This is a genomic window from Streptomyces sp. NPDC058877 (assembly GCF_042742855.1).
GTDB lineage: Bacteria > Actinomycetota > Actinomycetes > Streptomycetales > Streptomycetaceae > Streptomyces.
In genome coordinates this window covers 1-19623 of record NZ_JBHYMF010000134.1, presented here as the reverse complement: position 1 = coordinate 19623, position 19623 = coordinate 1, and the positions used below count along the sequence as shown (strand labels likewise).

Here is a 19623-nt window from a genome sequence, read left to right as displayed (position 1 = left end):
GGGTGTGTCCTGTCGGCCCGTCCAAAACAGCAACCATCGATTGAGCGACCCGAACGGCGAGCAACCACATCCGCGAGAGCGGCGGCGGTTTGGCCGCAAAGGGGGGATCAGGCGTCGACCTTCTCCATGACCTCATCGCTGACGTCGAAGTTGGCGAAGACGTTCTGCACGTCGTCGCTGTCCTCCAGGGCGTCGATCAGCTTGAACATCTTGCGCGCCCCCTCCTCGTCCAGCTCGACCTGCATGGTCGGGACGAAGCTGGACTCGGCCGAGTCGTAGTCGATGCCGGCCTCCTGGAGCGCGGTGCGGACCGCGACCAGGTCGGTGGCCTCGCTGATGACCTCGAAGTTCTCGCCGAGGTCATTGACCTCTTCGGCGCCCGCGTCGAGGACCGCACCGAGGACGTCGTCCTCGGTCAGCTCGCCCTTGGGCAGCACCACGACGCCCTTGCGGTTGAACAGGTACGAGACCGAGCCCGGGTCGGCCATGGAACCGCCGTTGCGGGTCATGGCGACGCGCACGTCGGAGGCGGCACGGTTGCGGTTGTCGGTGAGGCACTCGATGAGCACCGCGACGCCGTTCGGGCCGTAACCCTCGTACATGATCGTGGCGTAGTCGACGCCGCCGGCCTCGAGACCGCCGCCCCGCTTGACGGCGGAGTCGATGTTCTTGTTCGGGACCGAGCTCTTCTTCGCCTTCTGGATGGCGTCGTAGAGCGTCGGGTTGCCGTCCGGGTCGGCGCCGCCGGTACGGGCCGCGACCTCGATGTTCTTGATCAGCTTCGCGAAGAGCTTGCCGCGCTTGGCGTCGATCACGGCCTTCTTGTGCTTCGTCGTAGCCCATTTAGAGTGGCCGGACATCTGCCTGTCTCCTTCGCGTAACCCACTTCTTGAACGAACCCCAGAGATCCTACCGGGATCACATCACCGTTCCGCGCGCACCATGTCCACGAAGAGTTCGTGGATCCGGTGATCGCCGGTGAGTTCGGGGTGGAAGGAGGTCGCGAGGACCCGGCCCTGTCGGACGGCCACGATGTGCCCGTCGTGCTCGGCGAGGACCTCGACCTGGGCTCCGACGGACTCGACCCACGGGGCGCGGATGAAGACGCCCTCGACCGGGGTCTCGATCCCCGTGACGGCCACGCCCGCCTCGAAGGACTCGTTCTGTCGCCCGAAGGCGTTGCGGCGGACGATCATGTCGATGCCGCCGAAGGTCTCCTGGCCCGAGCGCGGGTCGAGGATCTTGTCGGCGAGCATGATCAGGCCGGCACAGGTGCCGTAGACCGGCATGCCCGCGGCGATGCGCTCGCGCAGCGGCTCCATGAGGCCGAAGAGGACGGCCAGCTTGGAGATGGTGGTGGACTCACCACCGGGAATGACCAGGCCGTCGACCTCTGCGAGCTCCTCGGGGCGCCTCACCGGCCTGGCCACGGCGTCGGCCGCGGCCAGGGCGATCAGGTGCTCCCGTACGTCGCCCTGGAGGGCCAGGACCCCAATGACGGGAGAGGGGTTCATCGGTGCTTACCAGCCCCGGTTGGCGTAGCGCTCGGACTCGGGGAGGGTGTCGCAGTTGATGCCGACCATGGCCTCGCCGAGGTTGCGGGAGGCGTCCGCGATGACCTTCGGGTCGTCGTAGAAGGTGGTGGCCTTCACGATGGCGGCGGCACGCTTGGCCGGGTCGCCCGACTTGAAGATGCCGGAGCCGACGAAGACGCCCTCGGCACCGAGCTGACGCATCAGCGCGGCGTCGGCCGGGGTGGCGACACCACCGGCGGAGAACAGCACGACCGGCAGCTTGCCGAGCTCGGCGACCTCCTTGACGAGCTCGTACGGGGCGCGCAGCTCCTTGGCGGCGGCGAACAGCTCGTTGTTGTCGAAGCCGCGCAGCTTGGCGATCTCGTTCTTGATCTGGCGCAGGTGGCGGACGGCCTCGACCACGTTGCCGGTGCCGGCCTCGCCCTTGGAGCGGATCATGGCCGCGCCCTCGGCGATGCGGCGCAGGGCCTCGCCCAGGTTGGTGGCACCACAGACGAAGGGGGTCGTGAAGGCCCACTTGTCGGAGTGGTTGATCTCGTCGGCCGGGGTGAGGACCTCGGACTCGTCGATGTAGTCGACGCCGAGGGACTGCAGGACCTGGGCCTCGACGAAGTGGCCGATGCGGGACTTGGCCATCACCGGGATGGAGACCGCACCGATGATCTCCTCGATCATGTTCGGGTCGGACATGCGGGCCACGCCGCCGTCCTTGCGGATGTCCGCGGGGACCCGCTCCAGGGCCATGACGGCCACGGCGCCGGCGTCCTCGGCGATCTTCGCCTGCTCGGCGTTGACCACGTCCATGATCACGCCGCCCTTGAGCTGCTCGGCCATGCCGCGCTTGACGCGTGCCGTGCCGGTCTCGGGGGACTGGAAGGGGGTGGAAGGCGTGGTGGACACGAATACCTCACTCGTGACAACGGTGGTTGACGACAAGGATGAGGAAACAGGCCACCTCTGGTCCACATCAAGGGCCAATGTGGACCCAGTGGATCGTTTTCGTAGGTTACGGGGGGTCAGGTCGGGCGATCGGCAAGGGCCACCGGCGGCTCGTCGTCCATTTCGAAGGCCAGCGGAAAGGGTGCGTGGCCGGCGAGCCGGAACCAACGGACCTTGCGGTGCCGGCGCAGCGCGCGGGCGGCCCGTACCGCGTCGTTGTGGAACCGGCGGGCCATCGGCACCCGACGGACGGCCGCCGCCAGCTCGCCCGCCGCCTCCTCGCCGCCCGGCGCCTGCCGTACGAGCTCCACTTGCTCGGGCTCCCCGAAGACGGCCCGGAGCGCCTGGCTCAGCTCGCTCTCGGCCACTTCCCGGTGCTCCTCCGTCGCCTGGCGGGCGGCGTGCGCGGCCTCGTAGAGCACGATGGAGGCTGCCGGGTCGAGGACGCCCGAGGTGGCGAGTTCCTGGGTGACCGAGGCCCGGCGCAGCAGCTGTGCGTCCAGGGCCGCACGGGCGGCGTCGATGCGCGCGTGCAGTCGGTCGAGCCGTCCGGCGGTCCAACTGAGGTAGACGCCGACGAGGATCAGCGCGACGACGGTCCAGATCAGGGTTTCGGTCACGGGCGCACAGGCTACCGGGGCGGCGGCAGCACGCCTTCCCAAAGGTCACGGTCATGGGCGAACAGGACACGGACGGGCCGCCCGTCGGCGAGCTCGCCGAGCCGGTCGAACCAGGGGTGGTGGGGGATGCCGAACTCATGGGCGAAGTCGTGGGCCTGGCCGGCGAGGACCGTGATCCGGTCACCGTGGTCGAGGACGAGCGACTGGTGGCCGGCCGTGTGCCCGGGGGTCGGCACGATCAGCAGACCGGGCGCGATCCGGTGTTCGCCGTCGAGCTCCTGGTACCGGACGCCCGGCAGCAGCGCGTCGATGGTGTGCCCGCCGGCGCGGGCGAGGGCGAGCTCGGTGCGCTGGACGAGGACGGGGGTGGTGGGGAAGCGCTGGTTGCCGCCGACGTGGTCGAAGTGGAGGTGGCAATTGACGACCAGGTCGACGTCGCCCGGCCCCGGGGTCAGGGGGCGCCGGACCGGTCGGTAGTGCGCATCGGTCTCCGGGGACCCGGTCCCGATCCCGGTGTCGAAGATCAGACGGACGCCCGCGTGGTGCACCACGTAGCCGAGGACCGGCTCCACCCGGGCGCCCGGGCCTCCCCACTCCTCGGCGGGGCGCACGAGATGGCCGAGGTCGAGACGGGTGATCGCATCCATGGCCGCAGTCTGCCCGGGGGGCGCCCCGCCCATCCGTCCGGCGCGGGAAAACGTCCTTCCCGGGACCCGGGACCCGCGACCGCCGGTCCCAGGGGTGCGACGAAGGTCCTCCCGGCCCTCGACGCCCTCCGGGTGGACGGAGCCCGCCGTCGGAGCGCGTCCTAGAGGCCCAGTCGCGCGCGCAGCCCGCCCGCCCGTTCGTCCGTGTCCACCGCCGCCGCCCCGTCGGTAACCGTCTCGTACACGGCGAGGACGTCCGCACCGACCGTGGACCAGTCGAAGCGCCGCACGTGGGCCGAGCCCCGGGCGCTGAGCTCCGCGCGGCGCGGTGCGTCCCCCAGGAGCGCGATCGCCGCGTCCGCGAGCGCGTCCGCGTCCTCGTTGGCGAAGAGTTCGCCCGCCGCTCCCTGGTCGAGGACCTGGGCGAAGGCGTCCAGGTCGGCGGCGAGGACCGGCGCACCGGCCGACAGCGCCTCGACGAGGATGATCCCGAAGCTCTCGCCCCCGGTGTTGGGGGCCACGTACACGTCGACGCTCCGCAGCAGCCGCGCCTTGTCCTCGTCGCTGACCATGCCGAGGAACTCCACTCGGGAACGCATCTCGCGCGGCAGGGAGGCCACCGCCTCCTCCTCGTCCCCGCGTCCGGCGACCAGGAGCCTCGTGCCGGGCCGCGCGGTGAGGATCTTCGGCAGGGCCCGCATGAGGACGGGCAGGCCCTTGCGCGGTTCGTCGATCCGGCCGATGAAGCCGAGGGTCTCGCCCTGCCACTCCTTCTTCGGCTCGGCGCGGGCGAAGAAATCCACGTCGACGCCGTTGGGGATGACGACCGCGTCGCCGCCGAGGTGCTCGACCAGGGTGCGGCGCGCGTACTCGCTCACGGCGATGCGGGCGCTGATCTTCTCCAGGGCCGGCTGGAGGATCGGATACGCGGCGATCATGGCCCGCGAACGCGGGTTCGAGGTGTGGAAGGTGGCCACGATCGGCCCCTGCGCCGCCCAGCAGGTGAGCAGTCCCAGCGAGGGCGAGGTCGGCTCGTGGATGTGGACCACGTCGAAGGTTCCCTCGTGCAGCCAGCGCCGGACCCGTGCGGCGGAGAGGAACCCGAAGTTGAGGCGGGCCACCGAGCCGTTGTAGGGCACGGGGACGGCCCGGCCCGCCGAGACGACGTACGGCGGCAGCGGGGTCTCGTCGTCGGCGGGGGCGAGGACGGACACCCCGTGCCCGAGCCCGATGAGGTGCTCGGCGAGGTCGCGGATGTGGAACTGGACGCCGCCCGGCACGTCCCAGGAGTACGGGCAGACGATGCCGATCTTCACGAGGGTCGTTCCTCCCCGCGCTCCTCCAGGTCCGAGAGCCACAGCCGCTGCAGCATGTGCCAGTCCTCCGGATGGTCCGCGATGCCGCTGGCGAAGACGTCGGCCAGGGCCTGTGTCATGACGGAGGTCTTCTCCGCCCGCGTGCCCGACTCGGGGACCTCGACGGGGGCGTGGATCCGTCCCTTCATCACCGGCGTGTCGTCGTACCAGAGGGTCACCGGCAGCAGCAGGGCCCCCGTCTGTTGGGCGAGGATCGCCGGACCCGCCGGCATGCGCGCCGTGTCGCCGAAGAACGTGACCTCGGTACCGGAGGCTGAGAGGTCGCGGTCGGCGACCAGACAGACCAGGCCGCCGGCCCGCAGTCGTCGCGCCAGGGTGCCGAAGGCGGATCCCCCGGTGTGCGGCAGGACCTCCATGCCGAGGGACTCGCGGTAGGCGACGAACCGGTCGTACAGGGATTCGGGCTTGAGGCGCTCGGCGACGGTCGTGAACGGCACGCCCAGCGAGCGGGTCACCCACACGCCCGCGAGGTCCCAGTTGGCCAGATGGGGCAGGGCCAGTATCACGCCCCGCCCGGCGGCCAGGCCCTCTTCCAGGTGGTGGCGGCCCTTGACGTCGATGGACCGCTCGACCCGCTCCTTGCTCCAGGTCGGCAGCCGGAAGGACTCCATCCAGTAGCGCATGTACGAGCGCATGCCGGCCTTCGACAGCTCTGCGAGCCGCTCGGGAGCCGCGTCCGGCACCACGCGTGCGAGGTTGGACTCCAGTCTCAGGACGCTCTTGCCCCGCCGCTTCCAGGCCAGGTCGGCGATCCGTCTGCCGAGCCCCGTCGCCACCGGCTCCGGCAGCTTCTTCACGGTCGCCCAGCCCGCTCCGTACAGGCCGTCGCTCAACCGCTCGCCCAGCGTGCTCACGAGGCCGCCCCGCCGCCGCCGGCCGCGGCGGCGTCCGCCTCGGCCGACTCGCGCCGCACCGTGACGACCCGCTGCCCCAGGGTCACCGCGCTGCCGATGGCCACGATCCACAGGGCGATCGGCAGCAGCACCTGGACCCCGGGAACCCCGAAGGCGTGCAGTCCGGAGAGGCCGGCGGCGACCAGCGAGATCACCAGGCGTTCGGCACGCTCGACCAGGCCGTTCACCGCAACGGGCAGGCCAATCGATTCGCCACGGGCCTTGGTGTACGAAACGACCTGACCGCTGGCGAGGCAGAAGATCGCGACGGCGCACAGGGCGTTGTCGTCGCCCTTGCCCGCGTACCAGAGCGCGAAGCCTCCGAAGATCGCCCCGTCGGCGACCCGGTCCAGCGTCGAGTCGAGGAAGGCCCCCCACCGGCTGGAGATCCCCGCCTGTCGGGCCATGTTGCCGTCGACGAGGTCGGAGAAGACGAACAGGGTGATGACGATCGTGCCCCAGAAGAATTCCCCACGGGGGAAGAAGACCAGCGCACCGGCCATCACCCCCGCCGTGCCGATGAGCGTGACCGCGTCCGGACTCACGCCCCGGCGGAGCAGAAACGCGGCGAACGGTGTGAGGACACGCGTGAAAAAGGCACGCGCGTACTTGTTCAGCATGGCCTTCCCGAGGTTCGGTGGGCCGCGCGGCCCCTACGACCACCGGCTCACCCATCGTAGCCACGAGCCTCCCGACCTACCGGCGGGTACCCACCCGTCGCGTCGGCGTCCCTCTAGGGGGCGCCCGTGTGTACGACGTATGGACGCGTCCCGGCGTCGGTGCAAAGCTCGAAGGACCACCGCGGGCACCGCAGGAGCCGTACCGCGACACACCACTCCCCCGCGCCCGCGTCCCGCCGCACCGTGCGAGCAGTCGGGAGGAACACATCATGGGTGACAAGGCGAAGACGCCCGCCGGGGCCGCCGGCAGGGCTCCGACGGCCGACCGGCCCTCGGCCGTCAGGAACGTGGTGCTGGTCGGCCACAGCGGAGCGGGCAAGACGACCCTCGTCGAGGCCCTCGCGCAAACCGCCGGAGCGGTGAACCGGGCCGGACGGGTCGAAGACGGCGGGACCGTCTCCGACTACGACGAGATCGAGCACCGCCAGCAGCGGTCCGTGCAGCTGTCCCTCGTCCCGGTCGGCTGGGACGGATACAAGATCAACCTCCTCGATACGCCCGGGTACGCCGACTTCGTCGGGGAGCTGCGGGCCGGTCTGCGCGCGGCGGACGCCGCCCTCTTCGTCGTCTCGGCCGCACAGGAGGCCGACGCCGTCGCCGCCTCGACGCGCATGGTCTGGGAGGAGTGCGCCGCCGTCGGCATGCCGCGGGCGATCGTCATCACCCACCTCGACACCGCGCGCACCGACTTCACCGAGCTCACCGCCGTCTGTGCGGAGCTCTTCGGGCGGGACGACCCGGACGCCGTCCTCCCCCTCTACCTTCCGGTGCGCGGCACCGAAGCCGCCGATGGGCACGCCCCCGCCACCGGCCTGATCGGGCTGCTCTCGGAGCGGGTCTACGACTACTCCACGGGGGTGCGCCGCGAGGAAGCACCCGACGGAGCCCAGCGGGAGGTCATCGCCGAGGCCCGCTCCCGGCTCATCGAGGGGATCATCGCGGAGAGCGAGGATGAGACCCTCATGGACCGCTATCTGGGCGGTGAGGAGATCGACCTGAAGACCCTCGTCGACGACCTGGAGAAGGCCGTGGCCCGGGGCGCCTTCCACCCCGTGCTCGCCGCCGCCCCCGCCGCCGACGGCGGGACGCAGGGCCTCGGCACCCTCGAACTGCTGGAGTTGATCACGGGCGGCTTCCCCTCCCCCCTGGAACACGAGCTCCCCGCCGTCACCACCCCCGACGGACGCTCCCGACCTCCCCTCAGCTGCGACCCCGAGGGGCCTTTGGTCGCCGAGGTCGTCAAGACCGCCGCGGACCCCTACGTGGGCCGGATCTCCCTGGTGCGGGTCTTCTCAGGCACCCTGCGTCCCGACGAAACGGTGCACGTCTCCGGCCACGGTCTCGCCGACCGGAACCACGACGGGCACGAGCTCCACGAGGCGGACGAGCGGATCGGCGGGCTCACCTCCCCCTTCGGCAGACAGCAGCGCCCGCTGGCGGCCTGCATCGCCGGGGACCTCGCCTGCGTCGCCCGGCTCGGTCACGCCGAGACCGGGGACACCGTCTCCGCCAAGGACGATCCCCTGCTGATGGAGCCGTGGACGATGCCGGAGCCGCTGTTGCCGCTGGCGGTCCAGGCCCACGGCAAAGCCGACGAGGACCGGCTTTCGCAGGGCCTCGCCCGGCTCGTCGCCGAGGACCCGACCCTGCGGCTCGAACAGAACCAGGACACCCGGCAGGTGGTGTTGTGGTGCCTGGGCGAAGCCCACCAGGACGTGGCCCTGGAGCGCCTGCGCGGCCGGTACGGCGTCCAGGTCGACGCCGTGCCGTACAAGGTGGCGCTGCGCGAGACCTTCGGCGGCGCCGCTTCGGGTCGGGGCCGGCACGTCAAGCAGTCCGGCGGGCACGGCCAGTACGCCATCTGCGAGATCGACGTGGAGCCGCTGCCACCGGGCAGCGGCATCGAGTTCGTCGACAAGGTCGTCGGCGGTTCCGTGCCGCGGCAGTTCGTCCCCTCCGTCGAGAAGGGGGTGCGGGCCCAGGCCGCCCGGGGGATCACCACCGGTCACCCCCTCGTCGACGTCCGGGTGACACTGAGGGACGGCAAGGCCCACTCGGTGGACTCCTCCGACGCCGCCTTCCAGACCGCGGGGGCGCTCGCCCTGCGCGAGGCCGCCGCGGAGGTCCCCGTCCACCTCCTGGAACCGGTAGCCCGGGTCGAGGTCCTCGTCCCCGACGAGTACGTCGGTCCGGTCATGAGCGACCTCTCGGGACGGCGCGGCCGGGTCGTCGGCACCGACCAGGCCGGACCGGGGCGGACCGTGGTCAGGGCCGAGGTGCCCGAGGTCGAGATCGGGCGGTACGCCATCGATCTGCGCTCGGTCTCGCACGGCACCGGTCGGTTCGACCGCACCTACCTCCGTCATGAACCCATGCCTCCGCACGTGGCGGAGAAGGCTCGCGAACAGGTCGGGAACGGCTCCTAGTTGACGCCCCGACAGGACTGAACGCCCGCCCGACACCGATCGGGCGGGCGTCATTCGGCCGTGGATATCCACAGGCCGTGACGCATCCGCCGGTACCCGGTTACTCTGTGGTGCCCAGCTCAGAAGGTGTGCAGGGCACGGCAGTTGGGAAAAGCCCGCACAGGTACTCGCGCGCGATGGGGGCGGCAGTGGCGATCGACGGATACGGACCCGGGGCACAGATCCCCCTCCAGGGCTCCGGTGGGGGGACGGGCGTGACGAACGCGCTCGCTTCCGCCGCCTACCGGGACAGCCCTCTGAAAACCATCCAGGACGCCGACAACGACCTCTACAAGACCACGGTCAAGGGCGGCAGATGGGAGAAGTTGTTCCGCCCCGACCTCGGCGAGGCGTTCTCCCGCGCCGTCCAGGTCCGCATGCTCGGCGGCGGGCGCAAGGCCCTCATCCAGTCGTTCGGCGCCGAGCCCCAGCCGGTCGTGGAGCACTGCCTCGCCGCCACCGACATCCGTCGGCAGCGCGACGTCAAACTGACCGTGGTCACCTTGGTCTGCGGCGTGCTCTTCCTCCCGGGGTTGCTGCTCTGGCTCGGCGTCATCCAGCTGCGCCGCGTCGCCGCCGGCTCCGAGAACAAGCGGACCAGTGCCATCGGCACGGCCCTGCTCTGGGCGGCCGGCATCTTCGCGGCACTGGTCCTGCTCAGGCTGCCCTACGACGGACTCCTGCCGAACTACCTGCGCGCCATGATCGTCGCTCCGGTGATCGGCTGGTTCCTCGCGAGCCGGATCTGTCTGAAGGCCGCCGTCGACCTGCGGGAGCGCTGGACCGGCCTGCTCAGCGGCGGCGGCGTCGGCGCACAGATCCCGAAGTCCGTTCCCCAGGACCCGGACGAGAAGTCCGCCGAGGAGCTCCGGCTCAACCTGGAGAAGCTGTCCGCGGAGCAGCAGTCCAACATCGTCTTCTACGCGGGCAGCAAGGGCATCCTCGGCCTGGGAACCCGCTGGGGCAGCTGGACGCTCGCCGAGGAGCTGGTGCCCCTACCCGGCCGGGAGATCCATGACTTCCGCGCCTGGGATGTCGTCCGCAAGATCCACGACCAACTGACCCTCCTGGAGCGCGGCTCGCTCAAGACCGGCTTCCCCAAGCCGACGGTCAAGCACTGGATCGTCGCCGCGGTCGGCGAGGGGGCCGACGAGGTCACCCGCCCCGAGGGCGACGACATCGTCCACTACCAGGTGAAGCCGCACGAGATACAGCGGATCTGCAACAACCAGCAGTTCGGTGCGGGCAACCGCCACTACCTGGGCGTGCAGTTCACGCTCTGGGACGGGAACCTGGTCCTCACCATGATGGTCACCGTCACCTCCCTCCACCACACGCTCCGGATCGAGGTCACCGGCCACGCGCTCGGCCCCGTGCACGGCCTCTTCACGGCGAAGCCGAAGGGGAAGAGCAAGGAGATCGCCAAAACGGTCCGCTTCTGGGAGACCAAGGAGATCCAGCAGCCGCTGCTCGACACCGACGACATCGTCCGGCTGGCGGTGCGCGCCCCGCTCACCTGGTACCCGCCGGTCCTGGAGTTCCTCGGCGGGAAGATGGTCCTGCCCGAGCCCTTCGGCCTGCGGCACGTCTGGGCGGGACCGCTCTGGAAGAACCGCTTCATGGCCGATGACGCCATCCGCATGGCGACCCCCGTGCTCCGTGCCGTCCACACCGCGGCGATCAAGGTGCTCGACGAGCACAACGTGGACACGGAGCGCTTCACGGGCCGCTCGCTGGTCCTCAGCGGGGGTATTCAGGAGCCCGGCCCCAAGAAGGCCGACGTCTACGACGCATGACATCGGCCCTCGGGCGGGGTGGTGGGGTCAGAGGGTGGCCGGCCAGGCGTCGGCCAGCATCTTCCGGGTGTCCGCGAGCAGCTGCGGCAGCACCTTGGTGTGCCCCACCACCGGCATGAAGTTGGTGTCCCCTCCCCAGCGCGGCACCACGTGCTGGTGCAGGTGCGCGGCGATGCCGGCGCCCGCGACGGCACCCTGGTTCATGCCGATGTTGAAGCCGTGGGCACCGGAGGCCGCCCGCAGCGCGACCATCGCCCGCTTGGTGAAGGCGGCGAGCTCGGCCGTCTCGGCCTCGTCGAGGTCGGTGTAGTCGGCGACGTGCCGGTACGGGACCACCATGAGGTGGCCTCCGTTGTAGGGGTAGAGGTTCAGCACCGCGTACACGTGCTGGCCGCGCGCGATCACCAGACCGTCCTCGTCCGACTTCGACGGAATCACGCAGAACGGGCAGCCGTCCTCGGACCCCGGCCCGGTCGGCTTGTTCTCCCCCTGGATGTACGCCATCCGGTGGGGCGTCCACAGGCGCTGGAACGCGTCCCGCGTCCCCACTCCGATCTGCTGCTCCGGCTCAGTCGTCATGTCGTGCAGCATATTGCGTCGCCCGTTCGGAACGTGTCGCCGGGGCGGAAGATCCGTGCAGCGGCCATGCTGATCGGATGAGCGTCAGGCCCCCGAAACCAGCCCGGCAGGAACGCTGGGACCGTCGCATGGAGGTTCCGCTCGCCGTGGCCTCCCTGGTCTACCTGGCAAGCTATGCGGTTCGCGTGCTGACCATGCACTTCCTGCCCGAGGGCTGGCTCGACCTCTGCCTCGCCCTCACCTTCGCGGCCTGGAGCGTCTTCGTCGTGGACTACGTGGTGCGGCTCCGGCTCAGCGGACTCGGTCCGCTGCGCTTCGTCCGCAGCCACCTGCTCGACACCGTGGTGGTGGTCCTGCCGCTGCTGCGACCGGTGCGGATGGTGGGCATCTACTACCGGGTCCAGCGCCGCCGCGACAAGCCCCGGCTCAGCCTGCACGCACGGGTGATGGTCTATGCGAGCCTCACCACCAGCCTGCTGGGCTTCGCGGGCGCGCTCACCGTCTACCAGTACGAGGTGGACGCCCCCGGTGCCAGCATCCTCACCTTCGGGGACTCCCTGTGGTGGACCTGCGCGACGCTGGCGACGGTGGGGTACGGGGACGTGGTCCCGGTGACGCCGATGGGCCGGGTGACGGCGGTGGGCCTGATGGGCTGCGGGCTCGCGCTCCTGGGCGCGGTGACGGGTTCGTTCTCGTCCTGGCTGATCCAGGCGTTCACCCGCGGGGACGAGAAGAAGCCCCCGGGGGGTTCCCCGGGGGCTTCCTGAGCGGCTCGGGCCATCAGACCTGGACGCGGTCCTCGACGGTCTTGGCGAGCTTGGCGATCGCCTCGTCGACGGGGATGCCGTTCTCCTGCGAGCCGTCGCGGTACCGGAAGGAAACGGCGCCGGCAGCCATGTCCTCGTCACCCGCGATGACCATGAACGGCACCTTCTGCTTCTGCGCGTTCCGGATCTTCTTCTGCATCCGGTCCGAGGAGGAGTCGACCTCCACGCGGAGCCCCTGCTTCTTCGCCTTGGCGGCGAACTCCTGCAGGTAGTCGACGTGCGCGTCGCCGATCGGGATGCCGGTCGCCTGGACGGGGGCCAGCCACGGCGGCATGGCACCCGCGTAGTGCTCCAGGAGGACGGCGAAGAAGCGCTCGATGGAACCGAACAGGGCTCGGTGGATCATGACCGGGCGCTGCTTGGTGCCGTCCGGCGCGGTGTACTCCAGGTCGAAGCGCTCGGGCAGGTTGAAGTCGAGCTGGACGGTCGACATCTGCCAGGTGCGGCCGATGGCGTCCCGTGCCTGCACCGAGATCTTCGGGCCGTAGAAGGCGGCGCCGCCCGGGTCGGGGGTCAGGGGGAGGCCCTGCTTCTCGGCGACCTGCTGGAGGACCGCGGTGGCCTCTTCCCAGACCTCGTCCGACCCGACGAACTTCTCCGGGTCCTTGGTCGACAGCTCCAGGTAGAAGTCGGTCAGACCGTAGTCACGGAGCAAATTCAGGACGAAGGTGAGGGTGCGGTCGAGCTCCTCCGCCATCTGCTCGCGGGTGCAGTAGATGTGCGCGTCGTCCTGGGTGAAGCCGCGGGCCCGGGTGAGGCCGTGGACGACGCCGGACTTCTCGTACCGGTACACGGTACCGAACTCGAACAGGCGCAGCGGAAGCTCCCGGTAGGAGCGACCTCGCGCGTCGAAGATCAGGTTGTGCATCGGGCAGTTCATGGGCTTGAGGTAGTAGTCCACGCCCTCGTCGAGCTGCATGGGCGGGTACATGCCCTCGGCGTACCAGTCCAGGTGGCCCGACTTCTCGAAGAGCTTGCCCTTGGTGGCGTGCGGCGAGTAGACGAACTCGTAGCCCTCTTCCTCGTGGCGCTTGCGTGAGTAGTCCTCCATGACCCGGCGGATGATGCCGCCCTTGGGGTGGAAGACGGCGAGGCCGGAGCCGATCTCGTCCGGGACGGAGAAGAGGTCGAGCTCGTTGCCCAGCTTGCGGTGGTCCCGCTTCTCGGCCTCGGCGAGGAAGTCGAGGTGCGCCTTCAGCTCCTCCTTCGACGGCCAGGCGGTGCCGTAGATGCGCTGGAGCATCGGGTTCTTCTCGCTGCCGCGCCAGTAGGCGGCGGCGTTGCGCATGAGTTTGAACGCCGGGATGTTGCGGGTGGTCGGCAGGTGCGGACCGCGACACAGGTCCTTCCAGCACAGCTCGCCGGTCTTGGCGTCGAGGTTGTCGTAGATGGTCAGCTCGCCGCCGCCCACCTCGACGTTCGCGCCGTCCTCCGCGGAGGCGGATCCCTTGATCCCGATGAGCTCCAGCTTGTAGGGCTCGTCCGCGAGCTCCTCGCGGGCGGCCTCGTCGGTCACCACCCGGCGGGCGAAGCGCTGGCCGCGCTTCTGGATCTCCTGCATCTTCTTCTCGATGACCTTGAGGTCCTCGGGGGTGAAGGGCTTCTCGACGTCGAAGTCGTAGTAGAAGCCGTCCCGGACCGGCGGGCCGATGCCCAGCTTGGCCTCGGGGAAGAGCTCCTGCACGGCCTGGGCCATGACGTGCGCGGTCGAGTGGCGGAGGATGTCGAGGCCGTCCGGGGAGGAGATCTCGACGCCCTCGACGACATCGCCGTCGCGGAGCTCGTAGGACAGGTCCTTCAGCTCGCCGCCGACGCGGGCAGCGATGACGGTGCGGTCGCCGGCGAACAGGGCGCCGGCGGTGGTGCCCGCGCTCACCGTCCTCTCCTCTGCTTCCGAGGCGGACTGGACGGTCACACGGACATCAGACACTGGTGCTCCAGACATAGGGGTGCGGGCAGACACGAAGTGCCGGCACCGACGAAGCGCGGCAGAGACGAGGTGCCGCGTCGCCACCGATCCTACCGAGCCGTACGCGTCGTCCGCGAAAGGGTTTGCCCGCGGCCCCGCGCTCTTCCCGCAGCCCGGGGCCCCCGCCGGCCCTTCATTCCCCTCATTCCCCGTCCGGCCCGCAGGCCTCCCCGTAGAACTCGTGGTTCTCCTGGAGGGACTTCAGCAACCGGTCCCGTTCCGTCTCGTCGACCTGGACGGGAACCACTCCGGAGGCATCGGTGAGGCGCCGGAAGCCGCCGCGGCTCTCCAGCCGGCCCACGACCCTGATCGGAAGCCCGACGAGGTGGGCGTGGCCGGCCGTGCGGTAGGCCTCCTCGTCGAGGGCGACCCGGACGTGCGGGACTTCCGCACCGCCGAGCACCCGGAGCCGTACGACCCCTTCGCCGCGCGGCCCGGAGCGACGCATGCGGACGACGGTTCCGGTGAGCCTGACCGGTACGGAGGGCTCGTCGGTCAGATAGCGGGCGCTCGCCTCCCGGAGCGCGGGCAGGTCACCGGGCGAGAACTCGACCGGCTCGGGCCGGGCCGCGCACCCCTCGGGGGCGCCGACGGCCGGAGCCCACTCCAGGGCGATGCGAGCTCCCTCGGTGCCTCGGACAAGGGCCACCAGCGCCTCGGTGAACTCACGGCTGACCCCCGCTTCGACGGCGGCGTCGAAGGCCTCCATGCCGCCGGTGGCCCGCTGGTAGTCGACGGCCTCGCGGGCGGCGTGGAGCGCGTGGTAGAGCCGGACCGTGACCGGGCGCCCCGGCTCGACCGGGAGGAAGGCGGTGAGGCCGCGCCCGCCGGGTGCCGCGCCGACGACGACGGTCTCCAAGGACGCCTGGGCGGCGCGCCGGTGCCGAGAGCCGTGGTAGCCGGCCCGACCGCGCACGGCGAGGGCACCGGCGAGGAGCAGTTGGCGGGCCGCGGACCTGAGCTGTTCCTGCACGGTCCAGGGGACGGTGCCGGTCGGCCCCGGGGGCACGTCGCGCCACCAGCGGATCTCGTCGCTGGGCACGGAGAGGCCGGTGAGGACCTCCCGCGCGGAGGGCGTGCCGCTGCGGGCGAGGGCGGTGAGCGCCTCGCCGAGCAGGTCCTCGCAGTCCGGGAACGCGCGGCTCTCCGGGACGAGGAGGCTCGTGCCGGTGCCGGTGCCGGGCGGGGTCCAGCGGCTGTAGCGGCCCGCGGCGCCGCCGCGGCGCCGCCAGCCGTGGCGGGCGAGGAGGGCACCGAGGACCCGCGGGTCGACCCTGCCGGGGTCGGGCGGGCCCTGGACGTCGGCCCAGGGCCCCGTCGGCGGGGCGGGCACGCCGGTCCAGGGTCCGGGGGTCTCACCCGGCGCGGGATGGGGCCGGTAGGGCGGGGGGACGGAACCGCGCCCGGCCCCGTCCCCCTCGTCCCCGAACCCGGGGTCGTCGATCGGTCGGTGCATCAAGGTCTCCCTCCCACGCCGACCCGGGTCATGATGTCGCAGAGCGCCCGGTCGTCGAAGATCCGTGTCGTCGGGACCCGCACGGTGGTGCGGCGCCGCCCCGTGACCGGGTGTCCGGCCAGGTTGATCCAGTAGCAGCAGTGCCGCAGGTCGAGCCGGTCGTGGCCCGCCCTCAGCCAGTCCTCCGGTGCCCTCGGGACGAGCATCACCACCAGGATCTTGTGCACGGACACCGGTGTCCGTGCGAGCTTCACCAGGTGGTCGTTGTCGAGGGTGAAGGAGAACGCGCTGCCCGGCGGGCGCGGCGGTATCTGGTAGGTGCACTTGAGCTGCACCTTGATGGTCACTTCGTCGTCGACGGTGTGCCCGGGAGCGCTGTGGCTCACGTGCCAGTCGATCCCGTTGTCCGGAAAGGGCTGGGACAGCGAGCAGCCGGCCGCGGCGGCGACGGCGTGCAGGTATCCCACCTGAAGGGTCTCCATGCAGGCGGTGGTGGCGAGTGAGCCGCGCGTCGGTACCGCCCGCTGGGGCGGCAGCCCTCCCGACTCGGGCTGGGCGAGCGCCATGTCTTCTTCCTTCCCCGTCCCTTGTGTTGTGACCGGTCCGCGTACGGCGCAAACAGTCCGGGTATCACCGTTTCGGGCAGGGGGTTGGCCATCTGCCGCACACGTGCAGGGAGTTCGGGGATGACGATGCACTGGTACGAAGGGCCCCTGGCGGCTTTCGACACGGAGACCACGGGAGTTGACGTCGAGGAGGACCGGATCGTCTCGGCCGCCCTCGTCGTCCAGGACGCGGAAGGGGCACGCCCGCGGGTGACGCGCTGGCTGGTCAATCCCGGCGTGCCCGTGCCGGAAGGGGCGACGGCGATCCACGGCCTGACGGACGACCACCTCCAGCGGAACGGCCGGTGGCCGGCTCCGGTGATGGAGGAGCTGGGGCGGGCGCTGGCCGAGCAGTCCGCGGTGGGACGGCCGTTGGTGGTGATGAACGCCCCGTTCGACCTCACGATGCTGGACCGCGAACTGCGCCGGCACCGGGCGTCGACGCTGGCGGACTACACGGCCGCCAGTCCCTTGTGCGTGCTCGATCCGCGGGTCCTGGACAAGCACCTGGACCGCTACCGGAAGGGCCGCAGGACGCTGACGGACCTCTGCGCCCACTACGAGGTGGAGCTGACGGGCGCGCACGACGCGGCGGCGGACGCAACGGCGGCACTGGACGTCGTACGGGCGGTGGCGCGGCGCTTCTCGTCCCGGCTCGAACGGCTGACGCCGGCGGAGCTCCACACGCTCCAGGCGGTCTGGCACGCGGCACAGGCGCGGGGACTCCAGGCCTGGTTCACGCGGCAGGGGACGCCGGAGACGGTCGACCCGGCATGGCCGCTCCGGCCGGAGCTGCGCACCGCGGCGTGACCGCTCAAGAGCGGGGGACAGCACCGGTCGTGTCGCACCGTCACATGACAGAGGCCGGTCCGCCTCGCGACGGACCGGCCTCTCCCGGTGGGCGATACTGGGATCGAACCAGTGACCCCTTCGGTGTGAACGAAGTGCTCTCCCGCTGAGCTAATCGCCCGGGAACGGGTTGAACCATACAGGTCTTCGCACCCTTCGTTCAAACCGCGCGCAGGCGGGCGGTGAGCCCGCGACGCCCGGCACGCATCATCAGGGCGTGATTGGCGCGGAAGGGGAGCCGTCCGGGAACGGCGAGGACCCGCAGGAGTCGGGCCCGGACCTCGACCTCCTGTTCGTACAGCGCGCGGGTGCCGCCCCCTTCCGGGGCGAGGGTCCAACGGGCCCAGCCCTCCAGGTCCCCGCCGAGGCCGACTTCCAGGACGCGGGTCACCGGGTCGCGCCGCAGGGCCCGTGCGGTGACGAGAAGGTCGTAGGGGAGCACGGAGCGGAAGCGGGCCGCTCCGGTGGTGTCGTCGAGGGGAACGACCTCCCGGACCTGGGGCCACCAGCGGGGATACTCCTCGACGCGTTCGAGCACGGCGTAGACGGCGTCGGGCGGGGCGGGGAGCCGCCAGACGCAGCGGAAGCGGTACCGGCACCAGTCCATGCCCCCAGTGTGGACGTACTCAGGCGGGAATCTGAGTACGGGGACGCATTCCCGCCCGCTGTGGCCGGCGCCACACTCCGGGTATGGACAACTCCCTGCCGCCCGCCGACGAGCTGGTGCTCGTCGACCGCGAGCTGGCTCAACTCGACGCGCGTCGTTCCCAGTTGCTGGCCCGTCGAGCCTGGCTGATCCGAGTGCTGTACGCGCCGGGCCCGACGGCGACCCCGCCGAAGCCGCAACCGGCGACAGCGGACTCGACACCCCGGAGCGCACAGAACGTGCTGTTGACGCTCGGCGGCACCCTGCTGACCGTCGCGGCGGTCGCCTTCACCCTGGTGAGCTGGGGCTCGATGGGGATCGGTGCCCGTGCGACGGTCCTGGCCGCGGTGACGGCCGCGGCCCTCGTGGCACCGGTGGCGCTGTTGCGCAGGGGACTGGCGTCGACGGCCGAGTCGGTGGCGGCGCTCGGCCTGGTACTGATGGTGCTCGACGCGTACGCGCTGCACCGGGTGGCGCTGTCCGGGACGGACGGCCTGGGGTACACGGCGGTGGCCGCGACGGTCATCGCGGGCGCGTGGACGGCGTACGGCTCCTCGCTGTCCCGGCTGCGACTGCCGCTCCCCTCGGCCGTGGTCGCGGCGCAGCTACCGCTGCCGCTGGGCGTGCTCGCGGCCGGCGGCGGTCCGGCGGCCGTCGCCTGGGCGGCGCTCCTCACCGCGACGGCGGACGCGGCGGCGGTCCTGTGGGCCCGACCGGCCGCGGTGCGGGTCACGGCGGCCACGGTCGGCACGGCCCTGGGCGGCTGGGCCCTGCTGGAGGGCGGGCGGCTCTCCCTCGCCTCCCCCTGGAGCGGTGCGCCGCTCCTCCTCGCAGGGGCGGCGGTGGCGCTGTACGCGGCGTGGCGCACCCCTGCCGCCGCCGTGGCCTTCTCGGTGGCCGCGGGCCTGGCCGTCCTGGCAGCCTTCGGCGGCCTCCTGCGCACGGTGCTCCCCGCCGACTGGTGGGTCCCGGGTTACGCGTTCTGTGCGCTGGCACTGACGCTGCTGTGGCGTCCTGCGGATCCGGCGGGCGAGGAAGCCGGCACCGGGAGGGCGACTGGCGGCGCGCCGGGGACGGAACGCCCCGGCGGCCGGGGGGCGACCACCGGGGCCCTGCGACGGCTCCCGCGGGGCCTCAGGGCCGGGCTGGCCGGGGCCGGGGGCGCGGTGGCGGCGTTCGGCGTCGCATGGGCGCTGCCACCGGTGGCAGCCGGGGCGCTCGGACCGGTGCTCCGGAGGACGGGGGTCTGGTCGGGCGAGCACGGCGCTCCCCTCCTGGCCCCGTACCCGGCGACCGCGGTCCTGGTGCTGGCGGCTGCGGTCGCTTCCCTGGCGCTCCTCCCCCGGCTCTGGGCGCGCTGCGGGTCCCTCTGCCTGACTTGGGCGCTCCTCACGGCCCTGCCGGTCTCCCTCGGCCTCCCGTACCCGGCGACGCTCGCCCTCCAGGTCCTCACCATCGCGGCGGCCCTGTGGTTCGCGGCCGTCCCGGCCCCCCTGACACGCGGCCTGCACGCTGCCGGGGCACCGGTCGTGCGGACCGGCGGTCCCGCACCGGGCGGGTCCGGTGTCCGGACATCGGCGGAGGCCGCCGATGTCCGGACCGCCCCCGGGGACGGCGCCGCGACGGCGCCCCGGAGCACCGTCGGGACCGGCACTCCGGCCAGCGGCGCTTTCGCTCCCCTGCCGGCCGGGCCCGGCGGCGGACGGCCGGGGCCGGCACCCGACCGACCGCGGGGGCAGGC

Annotated in this window: 17 protein-coding genes, 1 tRNA gene and 1 pseudogene; 5 read left to right on the top strand and 14 right to left on the bottom strand. The window is 71.6% G+C overall.

Annotated features, from left to right (window positions below; genetic code table 11):
- Positions 1 to 107: 107 nt before the first annotated feature.
- The 8 genes from ACFW2Y_RS25845 to pgsA all read right to left on the bottom strand — a co-directional run bounded on the left by ACFW2Y_RS25845 (position 108) and on the right by pgsA (position 6630).
- Positions 108 to 860, bottom strand: a complete 753-nt coding sequence (locus ACFW2Y_RS25845; protein WP_384883768.1) for a YebC/PmpR family DNA-binding transcriptional regulator — start codon at positions 858 to 860, stop codon at positions 108 to 110.
- Positions 861 to 923: 63 nt separating this feature from the next.
- Entirely contained in the window at positions 924 to 1514 is a 591-nt protein-coding gene (gene pdxT / locus ACFW2Y_RS25840; protein ID WP_384883766.1) for a pyridoxal 5'-phosphate synthase glutaminase subunit PdxT, read from the bottom strand.
- Positions 1515 to 1520: 6 nt separating this feature from the next.
- A complete protein-coding gene (pdxS, locus tag ACFW2Y_RS25835) occupies positions 1521 to 2435 on the bottom strand; it encodes a pyridoxal 5'-phosphate synthase lyase subunit PdxS (RefSeq protein WP_384883763.1) in 915 nt (304 codons plus the stop codon).
- 116 nt (positions 2436 to 2551) lie between these two features.
- Entirely contained in the window at positions 2552 to 3094 is a 543-nt protein-coding gene (locus ACFW2Y_RS25830; RefSeq protein ID WP_384883760.1) for a hypothetical protein, read from the bottom strand.
- Positions 3095 to 3105: 11 nt separating this feature from the next.
- The gene (locus ACFW2Y_RS25825) at positions 3106 to 3741 is read right to left on the bottom strand and encodes an MBL fold metallo-hydrolase (RefSeq protein ID WP_384883758.1); all 636 of its coding nucleotides are present in this window, start codon (positions 3739 to 3741) and stop codon (positions 3106 to 3108) included.
- 161 nt (positions 3742 to 3902) lie between these two features.
- A complete protein-coding gene (locus tag ACFW2Y_RS25820) occupies positions 3903 to 5057 on the bottom strand; it encodes a glycosyltransferase family 4 protein (RefSeq protein WP_384883755.1) in 1155 nt (384 codons plus the stop codon).
- Complete coding sequence (locus ACFW2Y_RS25815) at positions 5054 to 5962, bottom strand: phosphatidylinositol mannoside acyltransferase (RefSeq protein ID WP_384883771.1); 909 nt, start codon at positions 5960 to 5962, stop codon at positions 5054 to 5056. Before ACFW2Y_RS25815 ends, ACFW2Y_RS25820 begins: the two co-directional genes overlap by 4 nt.
- Positions 5963 to 5967: 5 nt before the next feature.
- Positions 5968 to 6630 carry a phosphatidylinositol phosphate synthase gene (pgsA, locus tag ACFW2Y_RS25810; RefSeq protein WP_384883753.1) on the bottom strand — a complete coding sequence of 221 codons (663 nt, stop codon included), beginning with the start codon at positions 6628 to 6630 and terminating at the stop codon, positions 5968 to 5970.
- Between the two features lie 269 nt (positions 6631 to 6899).
- Here pgsA and ACFW2Y_RS25805 point away from each other — a divergent pair, with 269 nt between their 5' ends.
- Together ACFW2Y_RS25805 and ACFW2Y_RS25800 are read left to right on the top strand one after the other, a co-directional pair.
- Positions 6900 to 9116 (top strand): elongation factor G-like protein EF-G2, encoded by a 2217-nt coding sequence (locus ACFW2Y_RS25805; protein ID WP_384883750.1) that lies wholly within the window; start codon positions 6900 to 6902, stop codon positions 9114 to 9116.
- Positions 9117 to 9292: 176 nt separating this feature from the next.
- Entirely contained in the window at positions 9293 to 10951 is a 1659-nt protein-coding gene (locus ACFW2Y_RS25800; RefSeq protein WP_384883747.1) for a hypothetical protein, read from the top strand.
- Positions 10952 to 10978: 27 nt separating this feature from the next.
- Here the strand turns inward: ACFW2Y_RS25800 and ACFW2Y_RS25795 are convergent, their stop codons facing one another.
- Complete coding sequence (locus ACFW2Y_RS25795; protein WP_384883744.1) at positions 10979 to 11542, bottom strand: HIT family protein; 564 nt, start codon at positions 11540 to 11542, stop codon at positions 10979 to 10981.
- 65 nt (positions 11543 to 11607) lie between these two features.
- Here ACFW2Y_RS25795 and ACFW2Y_RS25790 point away from each other — a divergent pair, with 65 nt between their 5' ends.
- Positions 11608 to 12297: a potassium channel family protein gene (locus ACFW2Y_RS25790; protein ID WP_384883741.1), complete on the top strand. Its 690-nt coding sequence runs from the start codon at positions 11608 to 11610 to the stop codon at positions 12295 to 12297.
- A gap of 13 nt (positions 12298 to 12310) precedes the next feature.
- Here the strand turns inward: ACFW2Y_RS25790 and thrS are convergent, their stop codons facing one another.
- From thrS to ACFW2Y_RS25775, 3 genes are all read right to left on the bottom strand, one after another.
- A complete protein-coding gene (thrS, locus tag ACFW2Y_RS25785) occupies positions 12311 to 14287 on the bottom strand; it encodes a threonine--tRNA ligase (RefSeq protein WP_384883739.1) in 1977 nt (658 codons plus the stop codon).
- A 181-nt stretch (positions 14288 to 14468) separates the two neighbouring features.
- Positions 14469 to 15782, bottom strand: a complete 1314-nt coding sequence (locus ACFW2Y_RS25780) for a hypothetical protein (RefSeq protein ID WP_384883737.1) — start codon at positions 15780 to 15782, stop codon at positions 14469 to 14471.
- Positions 15782 to 16348 (bottom strand): DUF4365 domain-containing protein, encoded by a 567-nt coding sequence (locus ACFW2Y_RS25775; RefSeq protein ID WP_384883734.1) that lies wholly within the window; start codon positions 16346 to 16348, stop codon positions 15782 to 15784. Before ACFW2Y_RS25775 ends, ACFW2Y_RS25780 begins: the two co-directional genes overlap by 1 nt.
- A gap of 120 nt (positions 16349 to 16468) precedes the next feature.
- Between ACFW2Y_RS25775 and ACFW2Y_RS25770 the strand changes: the two genes are divergently transcribed.
- A complete protein-coding gene (locus tag ACFW2Y_RS25770) occupies positions 16469 to 17197 on the top strand; it encodes a 3'-5' exonuclease (protein ID WP_384883731.1) in 729 nt (242 codons plus the stop codon).
- Between the two features lie 88 nt (positions 17198 to 17285).
- Here ACFW2Y_RS25770 and ACFW2Y_RS25765 read toward each other — a convergent pair.
- Together ACFW2Y_RS25765 and ACFW2Y_RS25760 are read right to left on the bottom strand one after the other, a co-directional pair.
- Positions 17286 to 17357: transfer RNA gene (locus tag ACFW2Y_RS25765), tRNA-Val, on the bottom strand.
- Between the two features lie 39 nt (positions 17358 to 17396).
- Positions 17397 to 17843: an SRPBCC family protein gene (locus ACFW2Y_RS25760; protein ID WP_384883728.1), complete on the bottom strand. Its 447-nt coding sequence runs from the start codon at positions 17841 to 17843 to the stop codon at positions 17397 to 17399.
- Between the two features lie 83 nt (positions 17844 to 17926).
- On the opposite strand from ACFW2Y_RS25760, the pseudogene ACFW2Y_RS25755 reads away from it, so the two are divergent.
- Positions 17927 to 19623 (top strand): annotated as a pseudogene (locus tag ACFW2Y_RS25755) (hypothetical protein); the annotation flags it as partial.